This is a genomic window from Pseudomonas sp. MF06569 (genome assembly GCF_059862735.1).
This window is the reverse complement of the sequence record NZ_JCBCUZ010000016.1, coordinates 50082-62354: the sequence shown is the minus strand read 5'-3', so window position 1 is coordinate 62354 and position 12273 is coordinate 50082. Positions and strand designations below refer to the sequence as shown.

13 protein-coding genes are annotated in these 12273 nt (G+C 54.6%); 6 read left to right on the top strand and 7 right to left on the bottom strand.

All coding sequences use genetic code 11. The annotated features are described in order from the left end of the window. Positions 1 to 42: 42 nt before the first annotated feature. The gene (gene cls, locus AC19YQ_RS15625; RefSeq protein WP_500595461.1) at positions 43 to 1482 is read right to left on the bottom strand and encodes a cardiolipin synthase; all 1440 of its coding nucleotides are present in this window, start codon (positions 1480 to 1482) and stop codon (positions 43 to 45) included. A 135-nt stretch (positions 1483 to 1617) separates the two neighbouring features. Between cls and AC19YQ_RS15620 the strand changes: the two genes are divergently transcribed. Further along, positions 1618 to 2136 (top strand): DUF3617 domain-containing protein, encoded by a 519-nt coding sequence (locus AC19YQ_RS15620; protein WP_133074929.1) that lies wholly within the window; start codon positions 1618 to 1620, stop codon positions 2134 to 2136. Here AC19YQ_RS15620 and AC19YQ_RS15615 read toward each other — a convergent pair whose 3' ends face one another. Together AC19YQ_RS15615 and folE2 are read right to left on the bottom strand one after the other, a co-directional pair. Beyond that, positions 2137 to 2697: a gamma carbonic anhydrase family protein gene (locus tag AC19YQ_RS15615; protein WP_500595460.1), complete on the bottom strand. Its 561-nt coding sequence runs from the start codon at positions 2695 to 2697 to the stop codon at positions 2137 to 2139. Then, positions 2694 to 3590 carry a GTP cyclohydrolase FolE2 gene (gene folE2 / locus AC19YQ_RS15610; protein WP_500595459.1) on the bottom strand — a complete coding sequence of 299 codons (897 nt, stop codon included), beginning with the start codon at positions 3588 to 3590 and terminating at the stop codon, positions 2694 to 2696. Before folE2 ends, AC19YQ_RS15615 begins: the two co-directional genes overlap by 4 nt. Before the next feature lie 148 nt (positions 3591 to 3738). Between folE2 and zigA the strand changes: the two genes are divergently transcribed. The 3 genes from zigA to AC19YQ_RS15595 are packed head-to-tail and all read left to right on the top strand — an operon-like array spanning position 3739 to position 6611. Further along, positions 3739 to 4947: a zinc metallochaperone GTPase ZigA gene (zigA, locus tag AC19YQ_RS15605; protein WP_500595458.1), complete on the top strand. Its 1209-nt coding sequence runs from the start codon at positions 3739 to 3741 to the stop codon at positions 4945 to 4947. Then, positions 4944 to 5597, top strand: coding sequence for a DUF1826 domain-containing protein (locus AC19YQ_RS15600; RefSeq protein ID WP_500595457.1), 654 nt, complete (start codon positions 4944 to 4946; stop codon positions 5595 to 5597). Before zigA ends, AC19YQ_RS15600 begins: the two co-directional genes overlap by 4 nt. Positions 5598 to 5636: 39 nt before the next feature. Beyond that, positions 5637 to 6611 (top strand): CobW family GTP-binding protein, encoded by a 975-nt coding sequence (locus AC19YQ_RS15595; protein ID WP_500595456.1) that lies wholly within the window; start codon positions 5637 to 5639, stop codon positions 6609 to 6611. Positions 6612 to 6807: 196 nt separating this feature from the next. Here AC19YQ_RS15595 and AC19YQ_RS15590 read toward each other — a convergent pair whose 3' ends face one another. Continuing rightward, on the bottom strand, positions 6808 to 7209 hold the full coding sequence (locus AC19YQ_RS15590; RefSeq protein ID WP_326397169.1) for a DUF3301 domain-containing protein: 402 nt from the start codon (positions 7207 to 7209) through the stop codon (positions 6808 to 6810). 113 nt (positions 7210 to 7322) lie between these two features. Between AC19YQ_RS15590 and pdxY the strand changes: the two genes are divergently transcribed. Beyond that, positions 7323 to 8195 (top strand): pyridoxal kinase PdxY, encoded by an 873-nt coding sequence (gene pdxY, locus AC19YQ_RS15585; RefSeq protein ID WP_133074923.1) that lies wholly within the window; start codon positions 7323 to 7325, stop codon positions 8193 to 8195. Positions 8196 to 8241: 46 nt separating this feature from the next. Here the strand turns inward: pdxY and AC19YQ_RS15580 are convergent, their stop codons facing one another. After that, complete coding sequence (locus AC19YQ_RS15580; RefSeq protein ID WP_019826917.1) at positions 8242 to 8727, bottom strand: acyl-CoA thioesterase; 486 nt, start codon at positions 8725 to 8727, stop codon at positions 8242 to 8244. A 287-nt stretch (positions 8728 to 9014) separates the two neighbouring features. Here AC19YQ_RS15580 and AC19YQ_RS15575 point away from each other — a divergent pair, with 287 nt between their 5' ends. Then, entirely contained in the window at positions 9015 to 10775 is a 1761-nt protein-coding gene (locus tag AC19YQ_RS15575) for a cation:proton antiporter (RefSeq protein WP_500595455.1), read from the top strand. 43 nt (positions 10776 to 10818) lie between these two features. Here the strand turns inward: AC19YQ_RS15575 and AC19YQ_RS15570 are convergent, their stop codons facing one another. Together AC19YQ_RS15570 and AC19YQ_RS15565 are read right to left on the bottom strand one after the other, a co-directional pair. Next, positions 10819 to 11226: an SMI1/KNR4 family protein gene (locus AC19YQ_RS15570; protein ID WP_016782918.1), complete on the bottom strand. Its 408-nt coding sequence runs from the start codon at positions 11224 to 11226 to the stop codon at positions 10819 to 10821. Positions 11227 to 11359: 133 nt separating this feature from the next. Next, the gene (locus AC19YQ_RS15565; RefSeq protein WP_133074921.1) at positions 11360 to 12214 is read right to left on the bottom strand and encodes a Tim44 domain-containing protein; all 855 of its coding nucleotides are present in this window, start codon (positions 12212 to 12214) and stop codon (positions 11360 to 11362) included. Positions 12215 to 12273 lie beyond the last annotated feature (59 nt).

Genomic DNA, 12273 nt, shown 5'->3' with positions numbered 1-12273 from the left:
TGGGAGTGAAAAGGCCGTGACGTTAGAGCGTCACGGCCTTTTTTATAGAACGGGCGAAACCAGCCGGGCCACCCGCATGCCCAACTGCTGTAAACGGTGGGTTGCCTTGATATCCGCTTCGGTGATTTCACGGGCCAGGGCGAAGTCATCGAGCAGCATATGTTCGACCTGTCTGGCGAACGCTTCGTCGACGGTAAGCAACATCACTTCAAAGTTGAGACGGAACGAGCGGTTGTCCATATTGGCGCTGCCAATGGCGCTGATTTCGTCGTCGACCAACACCACTTTTTGATGCAAAAAACCCGGTTGATAACGGAAGATCCGCACGCCTGCGCGTACCGCTTCAAAGGCATACAGGCTGGACGCGGCATACACAATCTTGTGGTCCGGGCGGGACGGTATCAGGATTCGAACATCCACACCGCGCAGTACGGCCAGCCTTAAAGCGGAGAACACCGCCTCATCGGGAACAAAGTAGGGGGTCGTAATCCATACCCTGCGGTTGGCGGCATGGATGGCTTCAACAAAAAACAACGAGCAGGTTTCATACGGGTCTGCTGGACCGTTGGCCAGAAACTGGCAGAGCACGCCGCCGTCCGGATAACTCTGGGGCAGGAGCAGGGGGGGCAGTTTGCGTGCGGCCCAGAACCAGTCTTCAGCAAAGGACTCCTGCAGGCAGGCCACCACAGGGCCGGTGACTTCGACGTGGGTATCGCGCCACGGAGACAGCGGCGGTTTGGCTCCCAGGTATTCATCCCCAACGTTGTGCCCCCCAACAAAGCCCCGCACGCCGTCTACCACTACCACTTTGCGGTGGTTACGAAAGTTCACCTGGAAGCGACTGATCCATCCGCCATGTGTGGCAAACGCATAAGTTTGAACACCGCCTGCGCGCAAGGTCTCGGCGTAAATATTGGGCAGTGCATGGCTGCCGATGCTGTCATAGAGCAGATGCACTGCGACCCCTTGTGCGGCTTTTTCCAGGAGCAATGCATGCAGCTTCATGCCGAGGTCATCGTCGTGAACGATAAAAAACTGGACCAGCACGACTTCTTTTGCTGCACGGATGGCGTCGAAAATAGCATCGAAAGTAGCGGTGCCATTGATCAGCAATCGTACGGTGTTGTTTGCCAGGCAAGGCATGCGCCCTAACCGGGGCATCGCTCGCAGTGATGCATAGGCATTTGAGTTACGTGCTGCGAGGGCTTCCTCTACCCACGGCCGCCAGCTCAGGTGAGTAATGGCTTCTCGCATCTCCTGATTGGCATCGCGCCGGGCCCGAATGTAATCGTCAAATGTGCTGCGGCCAAAGATCAGGTACGGGATCAGTGTGATGTAAGGAATGAAGAATAATGACATGGCCCAGGCGATCGAGCCTTGCGCCGTCCTGACGGTTAAGACCGCATGTACGGCAGCAATCAAGCCTAAGCTGTGGATTAATAGAATCAGATAACCAAATATGTGCGGGCCTAGATAATCCATGCGTATCCTTGCTCCTCAATGTTCAATGCCAATTACTGACAGACCACGTTCTGTAGTGAATGTCCCCATTTGGGTGCGTTGCAACACTCGCCCTTTTTTGACGTCTAACGCTGACAATAGCGTAGGAGTTACTTGATGAATGTTCGTCTGCTTGGGTTGTTCATGGCCTGTGGTTTGTCGATCCCGGTGGCTCAGGCCCAAATGCTGCAGCCGGGGCTTTGGGAACTGAGCTCCAGCAATATGCAGGTAGACGGCCAACAATTGCCTGAACTGCAGGTAATGTTAGGCCAGTTGCAAAATATGCTGACCCCGGAACAAAAAGCCCAATTGGAAAGCCAAGGGCTGACCATGGCAGGCAAAGGTGTTCGGGTCTGCCTCACCCCTGATCAAGTGAAAACAGATGACATCCCGCTGACTGATCCCAAGTCGGGATGTAACCAGCAGATCACTGAGCGTAGTGGAAATAAGTGGAAGTTTCGCTTTAGTTGTCCAAAAGCTCAGGGCGCAGGTGTGGCAACTTTTGCCAGTGATCGTGAGTTCACCACCCAGGTTAATGGCACCTTTAACGCGACCGGGATTCAGCAGAAGGGCAGCATGGACACCCGTGCTGTCTGGTTGGGACAAAACTGTGGAACAGTCAAACCCCGCACTTGATTAGAACTCGTTTTGCAGCGCCTTGTAGCCGCGTACCAGATCGACATTGGTGCGCGCTACATCCTCTGAAAACTCCGATGCGCTGACACTGACCGGGGCAAACTGGCTCAGGTCAGTGTTTGGCCCGATACGCGTTGTGGAAGGTACGTAGAATTTATCCGGCAGGTCGCGGCCATCGACGACCGAGTTATGCCGCACCACACACCCGTCCCCCAGTTCGCAATTGAACAGCACACTGTTGAAGCCGATAAACACTCGATCACCAATACGGCAGGGGCCGTGAACGATGGACCGGTGCGCAATCGAGGTGTTTTCACCAATAGTGACTGCAGCCCCGGACTTCGAGTGAATCACCACACCGTCCTGGATATTGGAATTGGCTCCGATAGTAATCGGCAGCATGCCACCCTCACTGTCTACTTCATCGGCGCGTATCACGGCATATGGCCCGATAAATACATTCTCGCCAATCACTACCTTGCCGCAAATAATCGCGGTTCTATCAACGTAGGCTGACTCGGCGATCTTCGGCAGATCACCGGACGGATTCTTACGGATCATAGTGGTCTCCAGTTCCAGAAGCTCTGGGCAACGGCGTCATGGCTGTGCAAACTTTCAGCGTGTACCACTTTGAGGTTGAAGCCTTTCACTCCCGGTACAACCTTCAACGCGACATTCAGTCGGCGTACCGCATCCTCACAGAACATAAGGTTTTGACCGTTGGCTAATGCGAAGGCTTGTTCATCTGCTCGTTTGACTGCGGTTTGTACGGCGGTACCCAATGCTCCTTCTGCTTCATCGATAAGCAGGTTGATCGGAAACTGCTGCACTTCAGAGCTGAGGCGAGTCTGCAAGTAGGCGGTGCTTCGTTGGCTGTGGGGCGTTGCAACAATGCCCTGAGAACTACCAAGCCAGGTTAAAACTTCGGCGTGCTGCAGTGGCTTGTTCGCGAAGTCATTGACGAATTGTTGCTGGATTAACTGACGGGCCAAGGCAGCGGAGCATGGGCAAGTCGATGAGTAATCCACCTCGATTTTTAGTTCCACGTGGAACATTCCGTTTTTCAGAGACGCATCGATACTCACCGGATAGCTTTTCCAGCCACTCAGTGGGCTTACTAAAGCGGGACGTTTTAGCAGCACGTGGGTGTGTATTCGGAGGTAGGCACAGATCGATAAATCGTCATGACTGTCTAGAAATTGCTGCAAAACTTTTTTAAAAACGAGAGGGTTCAGGTCCTGCGACTCGAGTGCTTCTAGCGCTAGATAAAGTCGTGACATATGAATCCCGCGGGCTTCACCGTCATCCAGACTTACACCTGCATCAGCTGTTGCTGCGAGTCGCTGGCCGTCAATCAAGACTGGCAGCGCAATACCGCACATTCCAACCCATTCAAGTGGGATAGCTTGTCGAGCGTTTTGTGACGCTATGTCGGGAAGGGTTAGGGCATTCATAAAAGGCTTCCATCGAGGGAGTTGGCGTTTTGTTACTTAATAACAATTCTAATGCTTTGTATTGTTATAATGTATCATTATCGACGATCAGAAATGATCGAGCCAACAAGCGGGCGCTTTGACCTGCCTATCCTGATGAGGAACTCCCATGCCTAAACGTCTGCCGGTGACAGTGCTGTCCGGATTTCTCGGAGCGGGAAAAAGCACCCTGCTCAATTACATTTTGCGTAACCGCGACAACTTGCGTGTAGCGGTGATCGTTAACGACATGAGCGAAATAAATATTGATGGCGGTGCAGTTCAGCGTGACGTGACCTTGAATCGTGCTGAAGAAAAACTGGTCGAAATGAGCAATGGCTGCATCTGCTGCACCCTGCGTGAAGACTTGCTGGAGGAGGTCAGTGCATTGGCGAAGGACGGTCGATTTGATTATTTATTAATCGAATCAACGGGTATTTCAGAACCTCTTCCCGTGGCAGAAACCTTCACTTTTCGCGATGACGCAGGGCAGAGCCTGGCGGATAGTGCCCGTCTGGATACTATGGTCACGGTGGTGGATGGCCTTAATTTCTTGCAGGATTATCAAGCGGCAGAGAGCCTGGATTCTAGAGGAGAAATTCTTGATGAATCCGACGAGCGGTCAATAACCGATTTGTTGATTGAGCAAATCGAGTTCGCGGACGTCATCTTGATCAGCAAAATTGACCTCATCAGCAGTGCCGACCGACAAGAATTAATGGCCATTTTGCAGCGTCTGAATACACAGGCAGAAATAATCCCCATGGTCATGGGGGAAGTCCCGCTAAATAAAATTCTCGATACCGGGCGTTTTGATTTTGAGCGTGCGGCCCAAGCACCTGGGTGGTTGCAAGAGCTGCGCGGTAAGCATGTACCTGAAACCGAAGAATACGGCATCGCCTCCAGCGCCTATCGCGCTCGCCGTCCGTTTCATCCCGAACGTTTTTTTAATTTCATCGAGCGTCCCTGGACCAACGGCAAATTGCTGCGTTCCAAAGGTTTTTTCTGGCTGGCCAGTAAATATCAGGAGGCGGGCAGTTGGTCCCAAGCAGGCGGCTTGATGCGCTATGGGTTTGCCGGGCGCTGGTGGCGTTTTGTGCCGAGCGACCAATGGCCACAAGATCCGGAAACCAGGGCGGAAATTCTTCAAAAATGGCAGCCAGACACCGCAGATTGCCGTCAGGAATTGGTGTTTATAGGTCAGCACATCGACTTTTCACTTCTCACCCATGAGCTTGATGCCTGTTTGCTCAGCGATGCCGAAATGGCATTGGGCGAAGCAAGCTGGAAACGACTGAACGATCCCTTTGGTGATTGGTATGAAGAGGTAGCCGCATGAAGAATGCATTTACCTTTATCGCTCAGCCGTTGATCGATCAGGTTCGTGGGCAAACGCCGGAAATCATGACGCGGATTCTGGATGAAGACGTCAACTTGGCTATCTGGCAGCGTCAGTTACCTGTGCATATCGTCGATTTCGGGGCTTTATTACTCGCGTTAGACGAGCCATTGGCTGACGCCATCGTGATAGATATGCCCAACGAAAAGGCTCAGCCCAATTTGGCTGGCCTGGCCGCCAGGTTTAATGATCTGGAGGGCTATGCAGGCTTCATTGCCGATGTTTCCTGGCTGGTGAGCGCCTATGCGTGCCTGTTGGGCGCAAAACGCGTTGGGCTGCGTCTCAGGGCGCTGGATAAGGCCATGTGCCCACGGTTTCATGTGGACCACGTACCTGTGCGACTCATTACCACTTATGCGGGAGTGGGTAGCCAATGGCTGGAAGAAGGGGTGATGGAGCGTTCTCAGTTGGGTCAGCCGCAGGCCGAGCCAACCTGTGGCTCGTTGATTCAGCAGGTAAATGCCGGTGAGGTGGCCTTGCTCAAGGGAGAAAAGTGGCAAGGCAATGAGGGGACCGGCTTGATCCATCGTTCTCCGGCACTGGAGCCGGGCGAGCGCCGATTGATTTTGACCCTCGACTGGCTGGCCTGAGGCATATTGCTGCTTTGATCAACATAGAAGCTGGCGATCATGTTGCAGAACATACCCACCCACGTGATTGCCGGGCCACTTGGCGCCGGCAAAACCAGTCTGATTCAGCACCTGATGACGCACAAGCCCGCCCATGAGCGCTGGGCAGTATTGGTGAATGAATTCGGTCAAATAGGTCTGGATGCGGCTCTGATGAGTCAGGGGAACGATGCAATTGCGATTGCCGAAGTGGCTGGCGGTTGTGTGTGCTGCGTCAATGGCGCTCCTTTCCAGATTGGTTTGAGCCGTCTTTTACGCAAGGCCCGCCCCGACCGATTATTGATTGAGCCCTCAGGCTTGGGGCATCCCGCACAGATTTTAAAGCAGCTGAGTGAGGCACCCTGGCGTGGTGTTCTGGCCCTGCAGCCGTGCGTCATGGTGCTTGATGCGCAAGCCTTGGCCCAGGGCAAACCCTTGCCTGAAACCCAGCAAGAAGCCTTGAAAAGTGCCGGTTTAGTGGTCATGAATAAATCTAATAGTGTCCCAAATGAGCAACGTGAGCAGATTGCATACAGCCTGCCAAAGTGCCCGATTGTATGGGTCGAATATGGCCGAATCCCTTTAAATACGCTGCCTGCAGCCGACATGAATATCACTCATGCTGTGGATAACTCGTTGATTTATAAGGAGTTTAATCAAATAGTCAGCGTGTTTTCAGACCCAAGTACACCGATTGTGATGACTCAGCTTCAGCCTCAGGCCTGGAGTGTGGGTTGGCGTTGGCATGCCTCAAGGCAATTTGACTTGGGGTTGCTGCGCCAGTGGCTGGAAAGCCTCAATTGGCGCCGTGCGAAGGTGGTTATTCATGGCCCGGAAGGCTGGTTTTCAAGTAATTCTGTGGATAACTCAGTCGCAGCGTGGGTGCCGAGTGAGTGGCGTACGGATTCACGCCTCGAATTAATCTTTGATCAGCCGCAAGACCTGGATGTGCTTCGCTCGGGACTGGAAAACTGCCTGCACGAGGACGTTTTTTAGGGGGGGCGGGCATGGGGCGTGAGCAAGGAACAGGGCGTTTTACTTGATTCTGTGCTGGTAAAATTGTCCTACAACATTAAGTGTGCCCATTGATTTCCACCGGCCAAAAACCAAGAGAAGTGTCTATCTCAATGGTTTTAGCCTGTTATGCGGGGAAGTTATCCACAGGTACGTTGCAGAAAGGTGCGAGAAGGGCTCAGTGGCGGGTCTTGCTGTGTTCCTGGCGCCATTGGCTGAGTTCAATCACTTGAGCGCTGGGAATTTCGCTGGGCTCAGGCTCGGTCTGGAAGGGATAGGGCGGCAGTTCGATTTTTGCGCTATGGGCACCGAACTGGGTGATGGTCCCGGTATGGCGTTGATCTCCCGTAACCGTGAACTCGAAGTTATACACACGGGCCAGGCGTTTGTGGCCATTGGCATCGGGGATCAGGCCGATTTTTTTGAGTGCCACGTTTTCATCCAGCAACTCGATATCGAGATTCTTGCAGTGCTGTTTGACGCGCTCCAGCGCCCGCTCGCGCAAACCGTGGTTGTGCCACAGCCAGGCTGCGCCAGTGGCCAGCAGCATCAGCACAAACATATTTCCTAGGGTCAGCATTACATGTGCTCCAACAGATTGTGCTCAGCTTAACTGCGTCTTCAACCTGTCGTACAGGCCGCGTTTCGTCGCATACTGCGTGGCTTGAATCCACCCGTAGTCTGGAATCCGGCATGAAACGTACACCTCATTTACTCGCCATCCAATCCCACGTGGTTTTCGGCCATGCCGGCAACAGCGCAGCCGTTTTTCCGATGCAGCGCGTGGGGGTGAATGTCTGGCCTCTGAACACGGTGCAGTTCTCCAACCACACTCAGTATGGTCAGTGGACAGGCGAAGTGTTGGCTCCCGAGCAAATTCCTTCGCTTGTTGACGGAATTGCCGCCATCGGTGAGCTGGGCAACTGTGATGCGGTCTTGTCCGGTTACCTTGGCAGTGCGGCTCAGGGGCGGGCAATCTTGAGTGGCGTGGCGCGTATCAAGGCCGTAAACCCCCATGCGTTGTACCTGTGCGACCCGGTAATGGGCCACCCGGAGAAAGGCTGCATCGTCCCCCAGGAAGTGAGTGATTTCCTGCTCGAAGAAGCGGCCGCGATGGCCGATTTTTTGTGCCCCAATCAGCTGGAGCTGGACAGTTTTTGCGGTCGCCATCCGCAATCGTTGTTCGACTGCCTGGCGATGGCCCGCAGCCTGCTGGCCCGCGGCCCGAAAGCGGTGCTGGTCAAGCATTTGTCTTATCCCGGCAAGCCGGCAGAAAGTTTCGAGATGCTGCTGGTAACAGCAGAAGGGAACTGGCACTTGCGCCGTCCACTGTTGGCTTTCCCGCGTCAGCCCGTGGGTGTGGGCGATCTGACTTCAGGCCTGTTTTTAGCGCGTGTATTGCTGGGTGACAGCCTGGTGGCCGCTTTTGAGTTCACCGCTGCGGCGGTGCACGAGGTGCTGCTGGAAACCCAGGCCTGCACCAGCTACGAATTGCAGTTGATCCGGGCCCAGGACCGCATTGCTCATCCGCGTGTGCGGTTTGAAGCCGTGCCGATCAGTTTGTAAGCAAACTTGAAAACCTTGTGGGAGCAAGCTTGCTCCCACAGGTCATTTACACCGTCTCGTCTTTCAGCTCGCGATAACGCTGCTCCAGTTCCTGACGGATCTGGCGACGTTGCTTGCCCTGAATAAAACGACGCTTGTCTTCACTGTTCAACGGCTGCAGCGGCGGAACAGCGGCCGGTTTACGGTCGTCGTCCACGGCGACCATCGTGAAGAAACAGCTATTGGTGTGGCGCACCGAGCGTTCACGGATATTTTCGGTGACGACCTTGATGCCGACTTCCATCGAGGTGTTGCCGGTGTAGTTGACCGATGCCAGGAAAGTCACCAGCTCACCGACATGAATCGGCTCGCGAAAAATAACCTGATCCACCGACAAGGTGACTACATAACGCCCCGCATAGCGGCTGGCGCAGGCGTAAGCGACCTCATCCAGGTACTTGAGCAGGGTTCCGCCGTGAACATTGCCAGAAAAATTGGCCATGTCCGGGGTCATCAGGACCGTCATCGACAGTTGGGCGTTTCCGGGTTCCATAGCAGCAGGCTCGTGGTTGTGTTGCAGCAGTGAAATGGGTATCTCTGTGGATACTTGTCGATTTTTGAAACAGTAATTAACGGGACGTTGCCGTTTTGACTGCCGTCACGCTTATATCCATCTGTTTCCATATATTGCACCGCCTTTATGCTGGAAGTCGCGGTGTTAACCTGCAAAAGCCCGTTAGTCGGGTAATTCCTACATTTAGAACGGTCGATACGCACAGCCAGTCAGGCGGCGTCTGTCGTCATGTTGCCTGTTGAAAATTAAACAAGGAGCGCCACGCCATGCATGCCATCAGTTTTATCCAGGATCTGGCAGTCATCATGCTGGTCGCAGGTGTGGTGACGATTCTTTTCCACAGGTTCAAGCAACCCGTGGTGCTGGGCTATATCGTTGCGGGTTTTATCATTGGCCCGCACACCCCGCCGTTTGGCCTGATCCACGATGAAGAAACGATCAAAACCCTGGCCGAGCTGGGGGTTATTTTTTTGATGTTCTGCCTGGGACTGGAGTTCAGCCTGCGCAAGTTATTCAAGGTCGGGGCAACCGCCTTTATCGCAGCGTTTATGGAAATTACGCTGATGATCTGGATCGGCTACGAAATTGGCCGCTGGTTTGATTGGAACACGATGGATTCGCTGTTTTTAGGCGCGATTCTGGCCATTTCATCGACCACCATCATCGTCAAAGCCCTTAACGACCTGAAAATGAAGAACGAGCGCTTCGCACAGCTGATTTTTGGCGTGCTGATCGTTGAAGATATTTTAGGCATCGGGATTATTGCGCTGCTGTCGAGCATCGCTGTCAGCGGCAGTGTCAGCCCCGAGGAAGTTTTTTCGACAGTCGGTAAATTGTCGTTGTTCATGATTGTGGCGCTGGTCATCGGCATCTTGCTGGTGCCGCGTGTGCTGGCGTATGTGGCCAGATTCGAAAGCAATGAAATGCTGCTGATCACCGTGTTGGGGCTGTGTTTTGGCTTCTGCCTGCTGGTGGTCAAGCTGGAATACAGCATGGTGCTCGGGGCCTTTTTGATCGGGGCGATCATGGCTGAATCCCGTCAGTTGCTGAAAATCGAGCGCCTGATCGAACCGGTACGTGATTTGTTCAGCGCGATTTTCTTTGTCGCCATCGGGCTGATGCTCGCCCCGGCGATCCTGCTGGAATACGCGGTGCCCATCGTGGTGATCACCATTGCGGTGGTGCTGGGCAAAATGCTGTCCTGCGGGCTAGGGGCATTTATCGCAGGTAATGACGGACGCACATCGTTGCGGGTTGGGATGGGACTTTCTCAGATTGGGGAGTTTTCTTTCATCATCGCGGCGCTGGGTATGACATTACAGGTCACCAGCAGCTTCCTGTACCCCGTAGCGGTTGCTGTATCCGTACTGACGACCTTGATGACGCCTTATCTGATTCGCGCCGCAGACCCGCTCTCGCTCAAGCTGGCACAGGTGGTGCCTGGTCGTGTGTCACGGGTGTTCGGGCTCTATGGCGAATGGCTGCGCAGTATTCAGCCGCAGGGAGAAGGGGCGTTGCTGGCCGCGATGATCCGGAAAATCCTGATGCAGGTTGGGGTCAACCTGGCCCTGGTCATCGCTATTTTCTTCGCGGGTGGTTACTTCGCCCCCCGGATTGGCCGTTACTTGCAGGGCTGGATTCTGGAGCCGAGCTGGCAAAAAGGGATTATCTGGGGCGTGGCCTTGTTGCTGTCGCTGCCATTTTTGATCGCGGCGTATCGCAAGCTCAAGGCGTTGTCGATGCTCCTGGCCGAGATGGGCGTCAAACCGGAAATGGCCGGGCGTCACACGCAGCGCGTGCGTCGGGTGATCTCGGAAGTGATCCCGATTCTGTCGTTACTGGTGATTTTTCTGCTGTTGTCGGCATTGTCGGCGAGCATCTTGCCCACCAATGAATTGCTGATCGTGATTGCAGTAGTGGCAGCGGGAGTGGCTGCGCTGTTGTGGCGCTGGTTCATCCGGATCCATACCCGCATGCAGGTTGCATTGCTGGAGACGCTGGATAACCACAAGGAAGGGGGGCACTGACAGCCCGCTGACCAATGGCTGGAAAGCGGGCATCAAGCAGGTATCAGCTTTCCAGCCAGACGTCGCGCGCCCAGTGCCAGACCGATTCCCATGTTTCCTCGGTAACGAGCTCTTCTTCGCCGGACCACAGCACCACGGTGCCGTCTTCTTCTACGCAGTAGTAGTCGTCGCCGTCCTGGCAAATAGGGATCAAGCTGCGGTCAACGCCGGCATCCCAAGCGTTGGCTGCCACTTCCGGCAGGTAGGTGTGTGATTGTGGGTCGGTCACGGTGACCGGCTCCAGGCTGCCATACACCACGTCACTGACGGTCAGCAGAAACTCTCTGAAGACAAACGGAATATCAATGAACAGCTGTTCTTCGATTTCCACCAACTGGTCTTCTTCAGGCAGTTCCAGAGGAACTGGTACAGGCTCGTTTTTTTCGCGTAGCTCTTCAATGATCTCTTCCACGACCTCATCCTCATGCTCTATGGCGCGGTTTATATGACGCGCTTTATACAGTAGCTCGTTATAAGTGCAATCGTGAAATGCAAAGCCCCGGACAAGTCCGGGGCTTTGGTTAACGCATGTGTAGCTTGCGGGATCAGCCGTTCTGGCGGATACCGGCTACCAGCCAAGGCTGGTTATCACCTTGCTGACGCTCCATGTTCCAGCTTTCGCTGAAGGCTTCGCCCTGGTCAAAGCGCGAGTTTTTCGACACGCCGCTGAAGGTCAGGGTTGCAATGGTTTTGTCTGCACGATCATCCAGGCCGTCCAGTTGCACGGTCAGGTTGTCGATGTAGGTGGACTGGAAGCCATCACCCAGCTCAGCGCGTTCACGCTTGAGGAAGTCGAGCATCTGCGGTGTTACGAACTCGGCGATCTTGTCCATTTCGTTGGCATCCCAGTGCTGTTGCAGGGACTGGAAATGGTTGCGCGCAGCTTCAAGAAAGTTCTGCTCATTGAACCAGGCCGGTGCATTGATCACCGGGCGTGCCGCAGGGGCTGCCGAACCGCCGCCGAAGAAGGACGAAGGTGCTGGCTTGGCGTCAAAGGCTTCGCGTTGCAGTGGAGCGTGACCGGCAGGGGCCATCATCTCGGATTGTTGCTTGCGACGACGGGCCGCGATAAAGCGGAAGATCAGGAAGGCGATGACCGCCATGATCAGGATGTCGAAGAACTGCATGCCCTGGAAGCCACCGCCCATGAACATGGACGCCAACAGGCCACCGGCTGCGAGGCCAGCCAGAGGGCCGAGCCAGCGCGAAGCACCACCGGCTTTTGCGGCGGCGCCTGCAGCACCGGCAGCTGCAGGGGCTGCAGCTGGAGCGGCCTGGCGCGTTTGGTGGCTAGGCGCTGCACCAGCGCTTTTGCCGCCGCCGAAGCGCTTGGCGTTCGCGTCGAGGCTCATCGTCAAACCGATGCACAACGCCATGGCGATGCTAAGAAAACGTTTCATAAGGGGTTCCCATTTGTGGATATCACGCGCGCCATGTTGCACAGGTGAGTTGTGACTGG

What these genes read in the sequence shown, in the direction of transcription:
- AC19YQ_RS15580 (WP_019826917.1), bottom strand. Translation starts at nt 8,727, where the DNA reads ATGGAACCCGGAAACGCCCAACTGTCGATGACGGTCCTGATGACCCCG.
- AC19YQ_RS15565 (WP_133074921.1), bottom strand. Translation starts at nt 12,214, where the DNA reads ATGAAACGTTTTCTTAGCATCGCCATGGCGTTGTGCATCGGTTTGACG.
- folE2 (WP_500595459.1), bottom strand. Translation starts at nt 3,590, where the DNA reads ATGAATGCCCTAACCCTTCCCGACATAGCGTCACAAAACGCTCGACAA.
- zigA (WP_500595458.1), top strand. Translation starts at nt 3,739, where the DNA reads ATGCCTAAACGTCTGCCGGTGACAGTGCTGTCCGGATTTCTCGGAGCG.
- AC19YQ_RS15615 (WP_500595460.1), bottom strand. Translation starts at nt 2,697, where the DNA reads ATGATCCGTAAGAATCCGTCCGGTGATCTGCCGAAGATCGCCGAGTCA.
- AC19YQ_RS15590 (WP_326397169.1), bottom strand. Translation starts at nt 7,209, where the DNA reads ATGCTGACCCTAGGAAATATGTTTGTGCTGATGCTGCTGGCCACTGGC.
- AC19YQ_RS15620 (WP_133074929.1), top strand. Translation starts at nt 1,618, where the DNA reads ATGAATGTTCGTCTGCTTGGGTTGTTCATGGCCTGTGGTTTGTCGATC.
- pdxY (WP_133074923.1), top strand. Translation starts at nt 7,323, where the DNA reads ATGAAACGTACACCTCATTTACTCGCCATCCAATCCCACGTGGTTTTC.
- cls (WP_500595461.1), bottom strand. Translation starts at nt 1,482, where the DNA reads ATGGATTATCTAGGCCCGCACATATTTGGTTATCTGATTCTATTAATC.
- AC19YQ_RS15600 (WP_500595457.1), top strand. Translation starts at nt 4,944, where the DNA reads ATGAAGAATGCATTTACCTTTATCGCTCAGCCGTTGATCGATCAGGTT.
- AC19YQ_RS15595 (WP_500595456.1), top strand. Translation starts at nt 5,637, where the DNA reads ATGTTGCAGAACATACCCACCCACGTGATTGCCGGGCCACTTGGCGCC.
- AC19YQ_RS15575 (WP_500595455.1), top strand. Translation starts at nt 9,015, where the DNA reads ATGCATGCCATCAGTTTTATCCAGGATCTGGCAGTCATCATGCTGGTC.